General features: G+C 69.4%; 14 protein-coding genes. 5 read left to right on the top strand and 9 right to left on the bottom strand.

The annotated features are described in order from the left end of the window. Nucleotides 1–6: 6 nt before the first annotated feature. From ACZ5UM_RS13405 to ACZ5UM_RS13385, 5 genes are all read right to left on the bottom strand, one after another. Nucleotides 7–1,587: a DEAD/DEAH box helicase gene (locus ACZ5UM_RS13405; RefSeq protein ID WP_464844804.1), complete on the bottom strand. Its 1,581-nt coding sequence runs from the start codon at nucleotides 1,585–1,587 to the stop codon at nucleotides 7–9. A 215-nt stretch (nucleotides 1,588–1,802) separates the two neighbouring features. Further along, nucleotides 1,803–2,222, bottom strand: a complete 420-nt coding sequence (locus ACZ5UM_RS13400; protein WP_464844803.1) for a methylglyoxal synthase — start codon at nucleotides 2,220–2,222, stop codon at nucleotides 1,803–1,805. A 63-nt stretch (nucleotides 2,223–2,285) separates the two neighbouring features. Then, nucleotides 2,286–3,296 carry a type I glyceraldehyde-3-phosphate dehydrogenase gene (gap, locus tag ACZ5UM_RS13395; RefSeq protein WP_464844802.1) on the bottom strand — a complete coding sequence of 337 codons (1,011 nt, stop codon included), beginning with the start codon at nucleotides 3,294–3,296 and terminating at the stop codon, nucleotides 2,286–2,288. A gap of 30 nt (nucleotides 3,297–3,326) precedes the next feature. After that, the gene (locus tag ACZ5UM_RS13390) at nucleotides 3,327–4,538 is read right to left on the bottom strand and encodes an ROK family transcriptional regulator (protein WP_464844801.1); all 1,212 of its coding nucleotides are present in this window, start codon (nucleotides 4,536–4,538) and stop codon (nucleotides 3,327–3,329) included. A gap of 175 nt (nucleotides 4,539–4,713) precedes the next feature. Further along, nucleotides 4,714–6,006 (bottom strand): competence/damage-inducible protein A, encoded by a 1,293-nt coding sequence (locus ACZ5UM_RS13385; protein WP_464844800.1) that lies wholly within the window; start codon nucleotides 6,004–6,006, stop codon nucleotides 4,714–4,716. Nucleotides 6,007–6,143: 137 nt separating this feature from the next. Here ACZ5UM_RS13385 and ACZ5UM_RS13380 point away from each other — a divergent pair, with 137 nt between their 5' ends. Genes ACZ5UM_RS13380 through ACZ5UM_RS13365 form a run of 4 tightly spaced genes read left to right on the top strand, consistent with a single transcriptional unit; the run spans nucleotide 6,144 to nucleotide 11,169 of the window. Then, the gene (locus ACZ5UM_RS13380) at nucleotides 6,144–7,859 is read left to right on the top strand and encodes a spore germination protein (protein WP_464844799.1); all 1,716 of its coding nucleotides are present in this window, start codon (nucleotides 6,144–6,146) and stop codon (nucleotides 7,857–7,859) included. Then, a complete protein-coding gene (locus ACZ5UM_RS13375) occupies nucleotides 7,856–9,016 on the top strand; it encodes a Ger(x)C family spore germination protein (protein ID WP_464844798.1) in 1,161 nt (386 codons plus the stop codon). The genes ACZ5UM_RS13380 and ACZ5UM_RS13375 overlap by 4 nt, the downstream gene beginning before the upstream one ends. A 12-nt stretch (nucleotides 9,017–9,028) precedes the next feature. Next, a complete protein-coding gene (locus ACZ5UM_RS13370) occupies nucleotides 9,029–10,138 on the top strand; it encodes a GerAB/ArcD/ProY family transporter (RefSeq protein ID WP_464844797.1) in 1,110 nt (369 codons plus the stop codon). Between the two features lie 32 nt (nucleotides 10,139–10,170). After that, on the top strand, nucleotides 10,171–11,169 hold the full coding sequence (locus ACZ5UM_RS13365; RefSeq protein WP_464844796.1) for a hypothetical protein: 999 nt from the start codon (nucleotides 10,171–10,173) through the stop codon (nucleotides 11,167–11,169). Between the two features lie 51 nt (nucleotides 11,170–11,220). On the opposite strand, the gene ACZ5UM_RS13360 is transcribed toward ACZ5UM_RS13365, so the two are convergent. After that, the gene (locus ACZ5UM_RS13360; RefSeq protein WP_464844795.1) at nucleotides 11,221–12,765 is read right to left on the bottom strand and encodes an AAA family ATPase; all 1,545 of its coding nucleotides are present in this window, start codon (nucleotides 12,763–12,765) and stop codon (nucleotides 11,221–11,223) included. Then, nucleotides 12,762–13,313, bottom strand: coding sequence for a hypothetical protein (locus tag ACZ5UM_RS13355; protein ID WP_464844794.1), 552 nt, complete (start codon nucleotides 13,311–13,313; stop codon nucleotides 12,762–12,764). Before ACZ5UM_RS13355 ends, ACZ5UM_RS13360 begins: the two co-directional genes overlap by 4 nt. A 406-nt stretch (nucleotides 13,314–13,719) precedes the next feature. Between ACZ5UM_RS13355 and ACZ5UM_RS13350 the strand changes: the two genes are divergently transcribed. After that, nucleotides 13,720–14,808, top strand: a complete 1,089-nt coding sequence (locus ACZ5UM_RS13350) for a GTP pyrophosphokinase (protein WP_464844793.1) — start codon at nucleotides 13,720–13,722, stop codon at nucleotides 14,806–14,808. Nucleotides 14,809–14,889: 81 nt separating this feature from the next. On the opposite strand, the gene ACZ5UM_RS13345 is transcribed toward ACZ5UM_RS13350, so the two are convergent. Both ACZ5UM_RS13345 and ybaK read right to left on the bottom strand, forming a co-directional pair. Then, nucleotides 14,890–16,053, bottom strand: coding sequence for a M28 family metallopeptidase (locus ACZ5UM_RS13345; protein ID WP_464844792.1), 1,164 nt, complete (start codon nucleotides 16,051–16,053; stop codon nucleotides 14,890–14,892). A gap of 143 nt (nucleotides 16,054–16,196) precedes the next feature. Then, on the bottom strand, nucleotides 16,197–16,664 hold the full coding sequence (gene ybaK, locus ACZ5UM_RS13340; RefSeq protein WP_464844791.1) for a Cys-tRNA(Pro) deacylase: 468 nt from the start codon (nucleotides 16,662–16,664) through the stop codon (nucleotides 16,197–16,199). Between the last annotated feature and the right edge of the window lie 51 nt (nucleotides 16,665–16,715).

Raw genomic sequence — 16,715 nt, 5'->3', positions numbered from 1 at the left:
TCCTCGCTAGCGCGGCTTCGCCGGTTCGATGTTCACCTGGTACCCGCGGATGGTCGCCCCCTGCATGGCCTGCATCACCTGGCCGGCGACGTCCTTCGGGACCTCCACGAAGGTGAACCGGTCGTAGATGTTGATCAGGCCGATCGACGAACCGGGGATGTTGGCCTCCTGCGCGATGGTGCGCACGATGTCGGCCGGCTGGATCATCTGGGCGCGCCCGACGTTCAGGAAGAACCGGACCATCCCGGCCTCCGCGCCGGTGTCGCCGAACTCGGTCTGCACCGGCTGCGCAGGCTTGCCCTCGCCCGACACCAGCTTCAGTGCGGCGGCCACGAGGTCGCTGGGATCGTACTCCGCCAGCAGGTCCTCGGCCAGCTGCTTGAACTCGCCCAGCTTATCCTCCTCCAGGATCTTCAGCAGCCGCTCCTTCAGCTGCTCCCGCTGCGCCTCGGCCACGTCGCTCAGCGACGGCACCGGCCGGCGCTGCAGGCGGGTCTTGATCACCCGCTCGATCAGCCTGAGCTGCGGGAACTCGCGCGGCGTCACCAGCGTGATCGCCGTGCCGGTGCGTCCGGCCCGGCCCGTGCGGCCAATGCGGTGGACATAGCTCTCCGGGTCCTGGGGGATGTCATAGTTGAACACGTGGGTCACATCGGAGATGTCCAGCCCGCGGGCCGCGACGTCGGTCGCGACCAGCAGCTCGACGTGCCCTTCCTTGAACCGGCTCATCACCCGGTTCCGCTGCGCCTGGTTCATGTCGCCGTGGATGCCCTCGGCCTGGTAGCCCCGCGCCTGCAGGGCCTCCACCAGCTCGTCGACGCCCTTCTTCGTGCGGCAGAAACAGATGCCCCGCTCCACGTTCTCGATGTCGAGGATGCGCGTGAGGGCCTCGGTCTTGAAAGATGGGCGCACCTCGCAGAAGTACTGGTCGATCTGCGGAACGGTGAGCTGCTGCGGCGTCACCGAGATCATGATCGGCTCGCGCATGTAGCGCCCGGCCAGCCGCCGGATCTCGGGCGGCATGGTGGCGGAGAAGAGCAGCGTCTGCCGTTCCTCCGGCGTGGCCTGCAGGATCTTCTCGATGTCGTCGATGAAGCCCATGTCCAGCATCTCGTCCGCCTCGTCCAGGACGACGATGCGCACCCGGGAAAGGTCCAGGGTGCCCCGCCCCAGGTGGTCGAGAATGCGGCCGGGCGTGCCGATCACCACGTCGACCCCGAACCGGAGCGACCGGATCTGCCGCTCGATGGACTGGCCGCCGTAGATGGCGATGGTCTTCACGCGCGCGTGCCGGCCGATCTTGGTGATCTCCTCGGCCACCTGAATGGCCAGCTCGCGGGTTGGCGTGAGCACCAGGGCCTGCACGACCCGCTGCCCGGGAACCAGCCGTTCGACGATGGGCACGCCGAAGGCGGCGGTCTTGCCCGTCCCGGTCTGCGCCTGCCCGATGACGTCCTTGCCCTGCAGCAGGGACGGGATCGCCTGCGCCTGAATGGGCGAAGGCTCTTCGAATCCCATGTCGTCCAGTGCCTTCAGCACTTTCTCCGACAGGTGAAGATCGCGAAAGGTCAACTTCGTTTCCGTCATCACAAATCTCTCCTCAATTCCCCGGGCCCGTACACAATGTTCGTTTCATTTTACCGCATTCTCCCACAGTCGTGAAGGGCCAAGTTCAGTTGCTCACATTCGGGGAGCGCTGTCTTGTTGACGCCGCCGGCCCCCGCACAGATACGCCCCCAGGCGGCGGAGGGGCCCGAAGGCCCCTCCACGGCATCTTTCCCTGTTTGGCGTCCGCACAATCGTCACGAGGAGGCCCCCGCGCCATCCCCCGCATCCGGCTGCGGCGGCGCGCTCTTCAGCCGCAGCAGATCGTCGGCGAACATGCGGGCCGAGCCCAGGTTGGTGGCCACCGGGATGTCCCGCACGTCACAGAGCCGCAGGAGCCCCTGCACGTCGGGCTCATGGGGCATGGGCGTAAGCGGGTCCCGCAGGAAGATCACCATGTCGATCTCGCCGGTGGCCACGCGGGAGCCGATCTGCTGGTCGCCGTCCAGCGGCCCGGAAAGGAAGCAGTGAACCGGCAGGCCGGTCTCCTCCCGGATCATCCGCCCGGTCGTGCCCGTGGCGAACAGCTCGTGCCCCTCGAAAGCCGACTTGTTCTCCCTCACGAACTTCAGCATGTCCTGCTTGCGGTTGTCGTGTGCGATCAGGGCGATGCGCAAGGTCCCCCTCCTCTCCGACGCGGACTCCGCCCCCCACCACGGCGATGGGGGGCGGCGACGATGTTACAGGCCCTTTGCGGCGATGTACGCAGCCAGGTCGACCATGCGGTTGGAGTAGCCCCACTCGTTGTCGTACCACGCCACCACCTTGACGAGGTTCCCTTCCAGCACCAGCGTGGACGGGGCGTCGACGATGGAGGAGTGCGGATTGCCCTTGAAGTCCGTGGAGACCAGCGGCGCCTCCTCGTAGGCGAGAACGCCCTTCATGGGCCCCTCGGCCGCAGCCTTCAGCGCAGCGTTGACCTCCTCGGCCGTGGTCGGGGTGGCCAGCTCCGCCGTGAAGTCCACCACCGAGACGACCGGGGTGGGCACCCGCATGGCAAAGCCGGTCAGCTTGCCCTTGAGCTCCGGGATGACCAGTGCAACCGCCTTGGCCGCGCCCGTGCTGGTGGGGATGATGGACAGGGCGGCGGCCCGGGCCCGGCGCAGGTCCTTGTGCGGGAAGTCGAGGATGACCTGGTCGTTGGTGTAGGCATGGATGGTGTTCATCATGCCCTTCACGACGCCGAACTTGTCGTGAAGCACCTTGACCACCGGCGCCAGGCAGTTGGTGGTGCAGGAGGCGTTGGAGATGACGTGGTGCTTCGCCGGGTCGTACTTGTCGTGGTTCACGCCCATCACGATGGTGATGTCCTCGTTCTTCGCCGGCGCGGAGATGATCACCTTCTTGGCGCCGCCGGAGGTGATGTGCACCTCGGCCTGCTCCTTATCCCGGAAGCGGCCCGTGCACTCCATGACGATGTCGACGCCGTGCTCCTTCCACGGAATCTGCGCGGGGTCCTTCTGGGAGTAGACCCGGATCTCCTTGCCGTTTACGATCAGGGAATTCTCGGTGGCGGAGACCTCAGCGTCCAGGATGCCGTAGTTGGAGTCATACTTCAGCAGGTGCGCCGAGGTGGCCGGCGGCGTGAGATCGTTGATGGCCACGACCTCCACGTCGGGGCGGTTCAGCGCGATGCGGAGCACCCGCCGGCCGATGGAACCAAAACCGTTAATGCCGATGCGAAGCGTCATACCCGTCTCCTCCTTCATGGTCTGGTCTCCCTATTTCAACGTCGGCGTGCGGAACAGCTCTTCGATGACCAGCGCGGCCCCGCCGAGCGGGCCCGCGTCCTCGCCCAGGGTGGTACGTACGATCTTCACCTTGTCACGCAGGGCAGGCAGCGTGCGCTCCAGGGCGGCCTCCCGCAGCGGCTCGATCAGGAAGTCGCCGGCTCGGCTGGTGCCGCCGCCGATGATCACCATCGCGGGATTGAGCAGGTTGATCATGGACCCGATGCCGATCCCCAGGTACCGGCCGGCCTCGGATAGTATCTCCTGCGCGACGCGGTCGCCCGCGTAGGCGGCCTCGATCACCGTGGTGGCGATGACCCTCGAGGGATCGCCCTGGGCCAGCTCCCGGATCAGCGTCTCCTCGCCCTGCGCCAGCCGCTGCGCCGCCCGCCGGGCGATCGCCACCGCGCTGCCCACGGTCTCCAGGCAGCCGTCGCTGCCGCACCGGCACCGGAGCCCCCGCTCCTTCACGATGATGTGGCCGATCTCGCCAGCCCCCTTGTGGGCGCCGCCGTACAGCTTGCCGTCGATGATGATGCCCGCGCCCAGCCCGATGCCTACCCGGATGAACGCGAGGTTGTCCACGCCCTGGGCCGCGCCGAAGGAACGCTCACCCCAGGCCATGGCCCGGGCGTCGTTCTCAATCCACACCGGCAGGCCCGTGCGCTCCTCCAGCATCTGCACCACGGGCAGGTCGCGCACCTTGTAGTGGGGCGAGTAGCGCCAGATGCCCTCCTCGGTGTCGATGACCCCGGTGATGCCGATCCCGATGCCGGCGACGGGCGTCGACGGGGTGATCTCCCCCGCCCGGGCCAGAAGCTGCCGGATCGCACGCTCCAGCTGCCCGATCTCGACCATGGGGTCGTGCGACTCCACCCGCTGCTTCACGCGATGCACCACGTTCCCCGCCAGGTCGGACAGCACCGCCCGCACGTGGCCCGCGCCCAGTTCGGCACCGACGACCCACCGGGCCCGGGGGTTGAACCGGAGCAGAATCGGCGGCCGGCCGCCCGACGACTCCCCGGTGCCGATCTCCTCCACCCAGCCCTCTTCCAGCAGTTCTGCGACCACGGCGGAGACGGTCGGCCGGGTGAGCCCCGTGCGCTCAGCCAGATCCGCCCGCGACAGGGCGCCGGCGGACCGAACCAGGCGCAGTACCCGCTGCTTGTTGATGGCCCGAATCAGTTCCGGCCCAACCAGCACGGCACGTCATCCTTTCGTAAAGCCGGTTAACGAAGTCGGCTCAGAGAGAGCCGCTTTCCAGCGGCTTCTGTCTCCATTTTGCCGCAATCTGCCGGTTGTGTCAAGCTCCTTCACAAAAGGGCGTTAACAAAGAGCGGGGCGGGGCGCAGCGCCGCGGGCCGCCCCGCCCCGCGCCTCATCCCAGATCGCCCAGCAGGTAGCGCCGCACCATCGCCAGCGCGTGCACTGCGGCGCGCTCGCGGATCCCCTCCCGGTCGCCGTGCAGCCGCACGGTCTCCGACCAGACGCCGGCAGGCAAGGCCGCGCCCCCGGCCGCACCGCCGTCCCGGCCCCGTCCGGCGAGCGCGAAGCAGACGGTGCCCACCGGCTTCGCCGGCGTTCCCCCGTCGGGGCCGGCAATGCCGGAGATCGCCACGGCCACGTCCGCGCCCGCCTGCTGCAGCGCCCCTTCCGCCATGGCCCGGGCGACGGGCTCGCTCACGGCGCCGTGCGCGTCCAGAAGATGCGCCGGAACGCCGAGGAAGCGCATCTTCGCCTCGTTGGCGTACGTGACGAACCCCATGCCGAAGTACCGCGACGAGCCGGGCACATCCGTGATGTACCGGGCCACCAGCCCGCCGGTGCACGATTCGGCGGTGCTCAGCGTCATCCCCCGCTCTGCCAGCAGACGGCCCACCACATGCGGCAGGGTCTCCTCGTCCACGCCGTACAGGAAGCGGCCGAAACGGGCCCGGATCTCCGCCTCCACCGGGGCGATCCGGGCGTATCCCTCCGCCTCCTCCGCCGCGCGGGTCGCCAGCCGCAGGTGGACCTCCCCGGTCTTGGCGTAGGGCGCGAGGGTCGGGTCGGTCTGGCTCTGAAGCAGGTCCTTCAGCCCGTCGGCCAGGGCCGACTCGCCGATGCCCACGAACCGCAGGGTGCGGGTGATCAGCCGGAGCGGCCGGCTGCCGCTGCGGCCGGTGAGGTAGGGCACCACGTGCGCGGCGAACATCGGGCGCATCTCTCCGGGCGGGCCGGGCAGCAGGATGATCGCCTTGTTCCCCTCCACCGGGATGATCAGCCCCGGCGCCGTGCCCCGGTCATTCGGCAGCACCGTCGCGCCCCGGGGCACCATGCACTGCCGCCGGTTGTTCTCCGTCATCTTCCGGCCGCGCGCGGCGAACCACGCCTCCAGCTCGTCCACCAGCCGCGGGTCCAGCGCCAGCGGCCGCCCGGCCACCTCGGCCGCGACCTCCCGCGTGAGGTCGTCGTCGGTGGGACCCAGCCCGCCGCAGGCGATGACCACATCCGCCCGGCGGATGGCCTGCTCGAAGACCGCCCGCAGGCGTGCGGCGTTGTCGCCCACGACCACCTGGTGGTAGACGTCGACGCCCAGCCGGGCCAGCTCCCGGCTCAGGAACTGGGCGTTGGTGTTCAGGATCTCGCCCAGGAGCAGTTCCGTGCCCACAAAGACCAGCTCAGCGTTCACCGATGATCCTCCTCCGCCCGGGAGGTTTCGCCGGGCCACGGCCCCACTCCTGCGGCCTGCGCGCGGCGAAGCGCCGGGCATGGCGACCCTCCGGGCAGGTGCATACTAAGCGCACCGCCGGGCAAGGGGGGGTGCAGGTGCGCTACGGTGTGTCGACCCGCAGCGGCAGTACACCACACCGTCTCAGGCGGCGCCGTCTGGCCCGGCAGGCGCAGAGGCTGTCGGCCTGGTTCCAGGCCCTGGGTCTGACCCAGGAAGCCGCGCTCGCCGGCCGGATGCCCGCGTCGCCCCGCGCGGAGGCGCAGCTGTTCGAGCTCGTTCAGCAGAAACCCCAGCTTCCCCTGCCGGCCGACCTCGGCCAGGTGGAGGCGATGCTGAACCTCTACTTCGGTCACTGCCAGGATCTGACCTTCCGCCGGCTCGTCGTGAGCCCCGGAGCCATAAGCGGGATGGTCGTCTACCTCACGTCTGTCGTGGACGACCAGCTGCTGGAACGCAGCCTGGATGCGCTGCAGAACCCGGACGGGCCGGCGCCGCCCCGCGGCACGGCAGACGATGCCCTGCGGTGGATCGAGAGAAGCCAGGTGACGGTCCCCGACACCAGTGAGGTCCTGCGCGTCCACCAGGCCGCGCTGGGCATCGCCGCGGGGAAGGCCGTGCTGTTCCTCCAGGGGGCCACCCGCGCACTCGCTTTCGACGTGGCCGGCGGTCCGGAGCGGGCCATCAGTGAATCCAAGACCCAGCGGGTGGTGCGCGGCCCCCGGGAGGGGTTCGTCGAGTCCCTGAACGTCAACATCACCCTGATCCGCCGCCGGATTCGCGACCCCCGGCTCCGCATCGACATGGTCACCGTGGGAGAGCTCACCCGCACGCGGGTGGCCGTGGCCTACCTGGCTACCATCTGCAAGCAGCCGCTGGTCGACGAGGCGCTGCGGCGCATCAGCCGGGTGAAGGTCGACGGGGTGTTGGACAGCGGTCAGCTCATGGAGTTCATCGAGGACACGCCCTGGACCATCTTCCCGCTCATCCGGGCGACCGAACGGCCGGACGCCGTCGCCGGCGGGCTCCTGGAGGGCCGCCTGGCGATCCTCGTCGACGGCAGCCCGTGGGTGCTCCTCGCGCCGTCGACCTTCAGTGATCTCATCCACTCCCCCGAGGACTATTATGAGCGCTTCCTGGCCGTGGCCCTGGTACGGGGGCTCCGCTTCTTCTTCGCGATCGTTGCGCTTTTCGCGCCCTCGCTCTACGTGGCCCTGACCACTTTCCACCGGGAGATGATCCCGACCAACCTGCTGCTCTCGATCATGGCCGCCCGCGAGGGCGTGCCGTTTCCCGCCGTGCTGGAGGCGATGCTCATGGAACTGGGCTTCGAGATCATCCGGGAGGCTGGCGTGCGGATGCCCTCGCAGCTGGGGCAGTCGGTCTCCATCGTCGGCGCCCTGATTCTCGGGGAGTCCGCGGTGCAGGCCGGCATCGTGTCCGCCCCCGTGATCATCACGGTGGCGGTGACCGCGCTGGCGATCCTCATGCTGCCGGACTTCTCCACCACGGTGGCGCTGCGGGTGCTCCGGTTCCCCCTCCTGCTGCTGGCAGGCACCTTCGGCGCTTACGGCCTCGCACTCGGCGCGGCGGCGCTTCTCATCCACCTGCTCAGCCTGCGCTCCTTCGGCACGCCGTACCTGGCGCCCTTCGGGCCGCTGATCCCCGCCGACCTGGGCGACACCTTCGTCCGGTTCCCGCACTGGTTGGCGCGAACGCGCCCGGCCGCGGTGGAGCAGCTGAACGCCCGGAGGTCGGCAGCGGGGCAGAGGCCCCAGCCGCAGCCCGGATCCGGCCGGGAAGGGCACCCATGAGGCGCGCGGCTGCGCTCCTGCTGCTCCTGCCGCTTCTGACGGGGTGCTGGAGCCGGATGGAGCTCAACGACCTGGCCCTGGTGATCGCAGTCGGCATAGATCTGGTGGACGAAGGCGTGTACGAGTTCACCCTCGGGGTGGCCGGCCCCGGCGCTGCAGGAGGCGGCAAGGGCCAGCAGGGGGATTCGACGATGCCGGGCAGGATCGTCGTCTCCCAGCGCGGGCGCAGCTTCGCGGCCGTCATACGGGAGATCGAACTCCGCCTCCCCCGGCGGATCAACCTGACCCACACCCTCGTGGTGGTCGTCGGCGAACGGTTGGCGGAACACGGGCTGGGAAACACCCTGGACTTCATCCTGCGTATGCCGGAGTTCCGGCTTCAGGGGCTGATCCTCCTGGTGCGGGGCGGTCCCGTCAGGGCCGTCCTGGAAACGGATCCGCTCATGGAGACGCTGCAGAGCAAGGCCCTGATGGAGATCGCCCAGGCACAGATCGGCCTGGAGATGCGGCTGTGGGAGTTCTTCTCCGCCCGGGCCACGTCCTACCAGGCACCCCTGCTGCCGGTGGTGGAGTTGCTGGAGAACACGGACACCGGTTCCGTCCCGGAGCCATATGTCGTTCGGCTGGGCGGAGCGGCCGTCCTCCGCGGCGACCGGGTGGTGGAATATCTGGACGCCAAGGAAGTACGGGCGATCAAGTGGCTGCGGGGCCGCGGGCGTGACGGAGTGCTGACCGTGCCCTGTGGCGACGAGCCCGGGCAACAGGACGTGTCGTTCCGCATCGTGCGGGCCCGGCAGCGAATCCGCATGCACATGCAGGGCAGCACGCCCGCCTTCTCCGTCCACCTTCAGGGCGCGCTGCGGGTTTCGGAAATGGAGTGCTTCCGCCCCATCCAGGAGCCGGAAGTCCACGAACAGCTGGTGCGGCGCGCCGAGGCTGAGCTGCGGGATCTGGTCACGCATGTGATCGAGAAGCTGCAGGCCGCCGAGGCCGACCCCCTGTTCTTCGGCGAACATATGCGGGCCTTGCATCCCCACATGTGGCACACCATCGGGGAGGAACGGTGGGGCGAGACCTGGCGTGAGGTCCCCGTCCGCGTATCCGTCGACCTGCGCCTGCAGACGACCGGACTCATGGGCAACCCGCTGCGCAGCTGAGGAGGGGTTCACGTGGGACAACCCGCCCGCATCAGCCGTCAACAGTTGACCGTCCTCGTGTTCACGCTGCACTTCGCAGCAGCGGTGATGGTCCTGCCCGCCAGCCTGGCCAAGGCAGGGAAAAGCGGCGGCTGGTTTGCGCCGCTGATTTCCTACCTCGTGGCGGCCCTCCCGGTGGCGCTGCTGCTCGGGCTTCTCCTGCGCCGCCATCCGGGCCAGGGCTTCGGGCAGGTTTCCTGCCAGGTGCTGGGCCCTCTCCCCGGGCGCGCGCTCGCTGCGGTCCTGGGGCTGTTCAGCCTGGGCCTGGCAGCCCTCTGCCTGCGCGACGTCGTGGAGGTCATCCCTGTCGCCATCCTGCCGTCGACGCCGCCCCTGGCCCTGGCCCTGCCGTTTGTGCTCGTGGCGGCGTACGGCGCCTACTGCGGCGCCGAGGTGCTCGCCCGGCTCTCCGTCCTGTTCATGACGGCCACCGCCGTGGTCGTCCTGCTCACGCTGGCCACGCTGACGCGCCTGGCCCACCCTTATCGGCTCCTGCCCCTGTGGGACCACACCCCGCTGCAGCTCTTCGCCGCGGCCTGGCCCTCCACCGGCTGGTTCGCCGAGTCGTGGACGTTCCTCTCCCTTGCGGCCCTGGTGGAGCAGCCTCGCTTCGCCGGAAGGGGGCTCGCCGTCGGTGCGCTGCTGGCTACGGTTCATCTCGTGTTCTTCACCGCGCTGGCGACCGCCGTGTTCGGCCACCAGCTGGTCGCCGACTTCACCTTTCCCGTCTACTCGCTCTTCCAGCAGATTACCCTCGGCGAGTTTGTCGAGCGGTTGGACGTGATTCTGATCTCCATCTGGCTGCTGGGCATGATAGTGAAGACTGCCGTACATCTGTGGCTGGCGGCCAGTGCGGCGGCCTCTGCCCTCCGCCTGGCCGGCGAACGGTCGCCCCTGATCGTCCTCGGCGCCGCCGCGGTCGTCTGGATGTCGCTCATCCCGAACCTGCCGTGGTTGTTCACCTTTTCCACCGTGCTGTGGACGCCGCTTTCTCTCAGCCTGGGGCTGGGGGTGCCTTTCCTGCTCCTGGCAGCCTCCTGGGTCAGGGCCAGGCGGCGCCGGCAGCCGAACATGCCAGCATAAGTCCGAATCTCAGCGACGGAGGAGGCGGTCACGTGCAGAACTCCACTCGTCAGCGGCCGGTGCGCCGCCTGGCCCGGACGTTTCACCGGGGTTCCGGCTCGCACGCCCCGGGGCCTGCCGGCGGCCCGCCCGGCGGCAACCCGCAGCAGGGCGTGAACCCGCGGACCGGCGGTCAGCAGGGCGGCAGCACGCAGGCCTCCGCCCCGCAGGACCCCGGCCTGCAGGGAGCCATGCCGCAGGGCCAGGGTCAGCCCGGCGGCCCGCCCCAGCCAAACCCGCCGCAGGCCCCCCAACCGTCGGGGAGCCCGCAGCAGGCGGACCCCCGGGCGGCCGGCCCGCAGGCCGGGAACAGCCAGGCGGTCGGCCCCCAGCCCCAGAACCTGCCGGGCAGCAACCAGCAGCCCTGGCTGCCCGGGCTCTACGGCGACACCGCCGCGTCCATGCTCACCGCGCTGCACGCCGCGAAGCAGGAACTGGCGGCGGAGCTGGAGGCGAACCTGAAGCAGCTCAAGGCCGTGCTGGAGGAGACCCAGCGGATCCAGAAGCAGATGGAGGCGGTGCTGAAGGAAGCGCGCGCCGAGATCAACCTGCGCCAGCGCACCACGGCACAGACGCAGCCGCAGCCCCGCCAGCAGCAGCATGCAGCCGCCGGTCCGGGTGCGCAGGGCAGCCCGGCGCAGGCGCAGCAGGGTTCCCAGGGCCTGCAGGGCGCCCAAGGGCCGCAGGGTGCTCAGGGTCCTCAGGGTGCCCAGAGCCCGCAGGGTTCCCGCGCTCCGCAGACTTCCCCGGCCCCGCAGAACGCTCAGCCTCCGCAGGGTGCCCCGGCCGCGCAGGGCGCTCAGGCCCTGCAGGCCCCTCCAGGCGGCCCCGGAGCCGGCCCACAGGACGCCGGGCAGCCGTGGAACGCCGGCCGGCCATCGCCGGGGATGGATGGCGCCCACCCGGAGAACGGCTCGCCGTTTCCTCCCCCCTGGGAGCCGCCGGACTTCCGGGAGGAAGGGGGCTGGACGCCCTGGCAGCCGCCCGTGTAGGACGGGCAGCCCGCGCGGGAAGCGGCGCCCCGCGGCGCCGCTTCCCCGTCTTCACGACACGTATTCCTGTACGGTTTCCGGCAGGAGGGGCCCCTGCACCGGCGGCAGGGGCGGGGCGTCGGCCAGCAGCCGCCGGATCTCCTCGCCCTCGATGACCTCCGCATCCACGAGGATGTTCGCCACCCTCTCCAGGACGCTCCGCCGCTCCGACAGGAACCAGATGACCAGCTCCCGCTGGTCGGCGATGATCTGCTGCACCATCGCCCCCTCCAGCCCCCGGTCCAGCGTCTGTGCGTCCACGATGCCCAGCGGGCTCAGCCCTGCGTGCACGATGTGCCGGGCCAGCCCCACCGCCTGTTCGAAGTCGTTGGCGGCGCCCGTCGACGCCTCCCCGAACACGAGCTCCTCCGCCAGGAAGCCCGCCAGGGCCACCTGGATGCGGGCCTCCAGCTGCGAGCGCGTGTAGAGGTACTGGTCGTCCGCCGGACTGGTGCGGACGTAGCCCAGCGCCCGCCCGCGCGGGGTCACGGTGACCGTCGCCACGGAGCCCGGATCCACCCACTCGCCCACCAGGGCGTGGCCGGCCTCGTGGACGGCGATCCGCCGCTTCTCCGCCGGGGTGGGCGTGCGGTCCACTTTCTCGCCGAGCATCACCTTGTCCACGGCTTCCACGAAGTGGCGGTGCCGCACCTCGGTGAGCCCTTCCCGGAGCGCCAGAATCGCGGCCTCGTTGGTCAGCGACTCCAGGTGCGCCCCGGAGAACCCGAAGGTCTGCCGGGCGATGGCCTCCAGATCGACGTCTTCGGCCAGCGGCTTCTTCCGGGTGTGCAGTTTCAGGATCGCCAGCCGGGCTTCCTTGTCCGGCAGGTCCACGTTCACCGTGCGGTCAAACCGGCCCGGGCGGAGCAGCGCAGGGTCCATCATGTCCACCCGGTTGGTGGCGCCCATGACCAGCACCTGGACCTCCTCGTCCACCGCGATGCCGTCCATCTCCGTGAGCAGCTGGTTCAGCGTCTGATCGTACTCCATGTGGGTGCTGTGGGAGCCCCGCCTGGCGCCCAGGACCTCCATCTCGTCGATGAAGATGATCGCCGAGCGTTTCCGCTCCTTCCGGGCGGCCTCCCTCGCCCTTCGGAACAGTTCACGCACGCGCTGCGCGCCCACGCCCGCGTACATCTCCACGAACTCGGAGCCCGCGGCGGCCAGGAACACGGAGTTCGTGTGGTGTGCGGCGGCCTTGGCCAGCAAGGTCTTGCCGGTGCCGGGCGGCCCGGTGAGCAGGATGCCCTTCAGGGGCCGGATGCCCATGCGGGCGATCTGCTCCCGGTTGGTGATGAACTCAATGGCCTCCAGCAGCTCCTTCTTGGCCGCGGCCTGCCCGCCGATGTCCTCAAACCGGACTTCGGGCACCGTGGTGGTGGCGGGGCTCCGCATCGCCGACCCGGAGGGGTTGCGGAGGCTGACCGACTGGTACATCAGCCAGGCCACGGCCGCCAGGAAGACCACCGGCAGCACGTTGACCCCGCTGATCCCCAGGTAGGCCAGCACCGCCGCGGCCGCGCCGAGGAGGATCTCCTTCACCGGAAAGCTCTTCACAGCCCCATCCCTCCTCCCGCGGGCACGGCCGGCGGCCACGCCGGGCGCTCCACGACCCGGTAGACACAGGCGTCCCCCAGGCGCACGGTCAGGTAGACCCGCCGGTCGTCCACCGACAGGTCCGTCTCGGCCCCGAAAGCTGCCGCCTCCGCGGCAATGCGGTCCGCCATGGCGGAAAAGGCGCCGGTGGCCACCGCCTCGTGCACGTACAGGTTCAGCCGCTCCGCCAGTTGCTGCAGCTCTGCGCTGGGCGTACCGGCCACGGTCAGCTTGTACGGGCTGTCCCTCAGGATCTGCCGCACCTGCCGGTCCACCTCGGTGTACACCTCCCGCAGGTTGGAACCGGGGGCAGGGCGGACCTCGATTTCCGGAACCGCCCCCACCTGAACCACCTGGTAGGAGGCCAGCCCCTCCAGACCGGAGAGGGCAGTCATCAGCGGCTGGTCGATCGTCTGGCTGCGCACCAGCCGGCCCGCGCCGAACAGCCCGGCGAGCGTGACGGCCAGAGTAACGAGCACCACCGGCCATCTGAGCCGCGGCAGATTCACAACGCATCCCCCCTACCCAAGCGCGGACAATGGCAGCCACGAAGACATCCTTCGTGGCCGTTCTCGTTTCTTGCGCAAAAGGTCTAATGGTAAAGAGCATCTTCAGTATAACATGCGGCGGCCCGCTGCCCGGCTGGTACATTCTGCGGTACCATGGCGCCGCTGGGTTTCAAAGCTGGAATGTTCTGCCTGCTGACTTTTTCATCACCTCGTCTCGGACTTGTCACACGGTTGTAACACAGGCGCGCTACACTGAAACTGTGTTGAACCCCCCTCTGTGTCAATTGCCCTCCTCATCTCCGGCGGTCCGATCGGACCGCCCCTTTTTTGTGCGCAGGACTTTCCCGCGTGCTTATTGAACTCAACCGTGGTGCACACCGGCTGTGCAGAGGAGGTGGTGCAGCTCATGAATGGCAAGCAGCGTGAATGGATTGAAACTTTTCGGTCGCAGCAGTCGCTGTATCAGGAGTTCGGGCAGTGCGTGCGGCAGATGCTGAGCCGTCTCCTGGCCGAGGCCAACATCCCCGTCAACAGCATCACCTACCGGGTCAAGAGCGTCGACGCGCTGGCGGAGAAGCTGACCCGCCCGGGCAAGGATTACGAGCACCTGACCGAGGTGACCGACCTGGTGGGCGTGCGCGTGGTCACCAACTTCGCCGACGACGTCGACCGCGTGGTGCGGGTCATCGACCGCCATCTGGACGTTGACCTGGACCACTCGGAGGACAAGCGCCCCCATGACCCGCACTGGTTCGGGTATTCGGCTGTCCACCGGGTCTGCTGCCTGCCCCCGGAGATGGTCGCGAAACCGGAGTACGCCCGGTTCGCCGGCCTGCGCTGCGAGATCCAGGTGCGGTCCATTCTCCAGCACGCCTGGGCCGAGATCGAGCACGACCTGGGCTACAAGGTCGCCGGCGGCATTCCCAGCAGCCTGCGGCGCCGCTTCTCCATGCTGGCCGGCCTGCTGGAGCTGGCAGACGACCAGTTCATGCGGCTGCGGGACGAGCTCAGCCTCTACTCGACGCGCGTGGTCGCCCAGATGCACGACAACCCCGAGGCCGTCGCGCTGGACCCGATCTCGCTGGAGACCTTCATCCGGCGCTCGCCGCTGATCCAGGCGCTGGACGAGGAGATCTCCCAGATGCGCGGCCGGCCCCTCATGGGCCCGACCAAGGCGGTCCTGGAGGCCCGGGTGGAGGAGCTGCAGCACCTGGGCATTGCGAACCTGAAGGACCTGGCCGACGCCCTCGAGCAGTCGGAGACGCTGGTGCGGTCGCTGGCGCGCCAGATCTACCGCGACGACCGGCGCCGCGGCCTGCCCATGTCCCGGGGCAGCTGCCTGAGCCTGCTGGTGCAGGTGCTGATCGGCCGGCTCGAGAGCCTGGAGGAGATCCGCGAGCTCCTGGACCGGTTCAACATCGGCGCCCCCGCGGCCCGGGACGAGCGGGCGCTGCTCCTGAAGTCCATGGCGCAGGGGATGCCGGCGAAGGTGTAGGTCCCGGCTCTCGATTTGGGAAAAAAACGGCGAGCGGCACTCCGCTCGCCGTCTCTGTTATTCCGTCCGGCGCCCCCGGAGTCACGCAGCGATGCGGGAGACCGCCAGCCGCTGGATGTACGCCTTCATGAAGGACTCGGTGAAGGCCAGCAGCTCCCGGTCCACCTTTTCCGGGGTGTCCGTGTACCAGTGGTAGTTGGGAAGGGAGCCGTCCTCCAGGAAGGCCAGGAAGCTGATGGCCTGGTAGCCGTGCGCGGCGGGAATCATGGCGTCGGTGGGCAGGAGCAGGTTGGGGCGGGCCTTCACCTGGCCCGGGTGCTCCGCCGCCATGGTGCGGGCGAGCTCCACCAGATCCTTCCCGAACCGGTGGTAGAGCGTCATCCCCTCCCCCTCCAGGTAGGTCAGGGTGCCGCCGCCCAGGTTGTCCAGGTTGATGAAGTAGGTCGTGTCCGGATCGTACCGGTGCGCCCGCAGGAACGCCTTCATGCCCCGGGTGCCCACCTCCTCCGCGCCGGTGAGCACGAAGTGGAACCGGACGCCGGGCAGCGGGTGCGCGGCGAAGTGCTCCGCGAGGGCCAGCGTGAGCGCAGCGCCTGTGGTGTTGTCGTTGGCGCCGTTGATGTACCCGCCGCTGAAGGCGCATGCCAGCAGGAAGGCGATGTGCAGGGCCAGCAGCGCACCGCCCAGGCCCAGGATCCACAGCGTCCACCCGGCGCCGGGCAGCACAGCCCGGAGCACCAGCCCGAGGAACATCAGCCCCAGCGAACCGTAGGCCGAGTTGAGGTAGGTCTGGACGTAAGGGGCCATGCGGGGGTGGAAAAGCCAGGTGGCATGCTGGGTGTCCAGATGGCCGGAGACCACCACCGTCAGGCGCTCGCCGCCCTGCTCCGGCGCCCGGGCGATCACGTTCTGCGAGGTCACCTTGGGGGTGTAGGCGTCCAGGTCCGGCCCCTTGCCGGACATCTCACCCATCAGCGGAATCAGCAGCAGCACGGCGAGCAAGAGTGCGATCCACGGCTGCCACCACACCGCGATCGCCCCTGCGGCCAGGTAGCCGGCCATGATGACGGCCGGGCCGATGTAGAGCGTGTCCCTGGGCGCCCGGAACCGCTGGATCTCCACGCTGTAGCCCATGTCCCTGAGCCAGCCCGCCGCCTCTTCGGCGGCCGCCGCCTCCTCCGCGCTGCCCACCGCCCGGTGGGGGTACCGGGTGAGCCGCTCCAGGTAGGTCCATGCCTTGCTCATGCTGCCATCTCCCTTCGCAGCCGTCACGATCCATACCGCCACTGCCAGATTGCTTCGGCGCGGCGCGAGGGCACTCCTCTTCGCCGACAGAAGCCCCCGGCGGCGGCGTCAGGGGAGGTGCCCGCGAAGGCCGGACCGGGAGCCTAGCGCACGAGATCCGCCAGCTTCGCCCCCGTGGCCCGGATCAGATCCGGCCCGCTCAGCACCAGCTGCAGCCCCCGCTGTCCGGCGCTCACCGCCAGCCGGTCGAGGATCCCGGCCGTCTCATCCAGGTAGTAAGGGTACTGCTTCTTCATCCCCAGAGGCGACACGCCGCCCCGCACGTACCCGGTCAGCGCCTGGATCTCCTTCACGGGGACCATCTCCACCTTCTTGTTGCCGCTCACGGCCGCCAGCCGCTTCAGGTCCAGTTCGCCGCTGCCGGGGATGGAGGCCACCAGCACGCCGGTCCGGTCACCCCGCACCACCAGGGTCTTGAAGACCTGCTCGGGCGGCAGGCCGATCTTGCGGGCCACGCTGACGGCATCCATCTCGTCCTCGCTCCACTCGTACGCGGCCAGTTCGTAGGGGATGTGCAGCTGATCGAGTATGCGGGCGGCGATGGTCTTCACGGCGCTCGTCTCCTTTCTCAGGATGTGGCAAGCCCGGCGCGGCAGCGCGCC

It is taken from the genome of Symbiobacterium ostreiconchae (assembly GCF_055396975.1).
This window is presented reverse-complemented; position numbering and strand designations above follow the sequence as displayed.

Excerpts from the sequence above, each read along its gene's own strand:
- ACZ5UM_RS13405 (WP_464844804.1), bottom strand. The coding sequence starts at position 1,587 with ATGACGGAAACGAAGTTGACCTTTCGCGATCTTCACCTGTCGGAGAAA.
- gap (WP_464844802.1), bottom strand. The coding sequence starts at position 3,296 with ATGACGCTTCGCATCGGCATTAACGGTTTTGGTTCCATCGGCCGGCGG.
- ACZ5UM_RS13375 (WP_464844798.1), top strand. The coding sequence starts at position 7,856 with ATGAGGCGCGCGGCTGCGCTCCTGCTGCTCCTGCCGCTTCTGACGGGG.
- ACZ5UM_RS13350 (WP_464844793.1), top strand. The coding sequence starts at position 13,720 with ATGAATGGCAAGCAGCGTGAATGGATTGAAACTTTTCGGTCGCAGCAG.
- ACZ5UM_RS13345 (WP_464844792.1), bottom strand. The coding sequence starts at position 16,053 with ATGAGCAAGGCATGGACCTACCTGGAGCGGCTCACCCGGTACCCCCAC.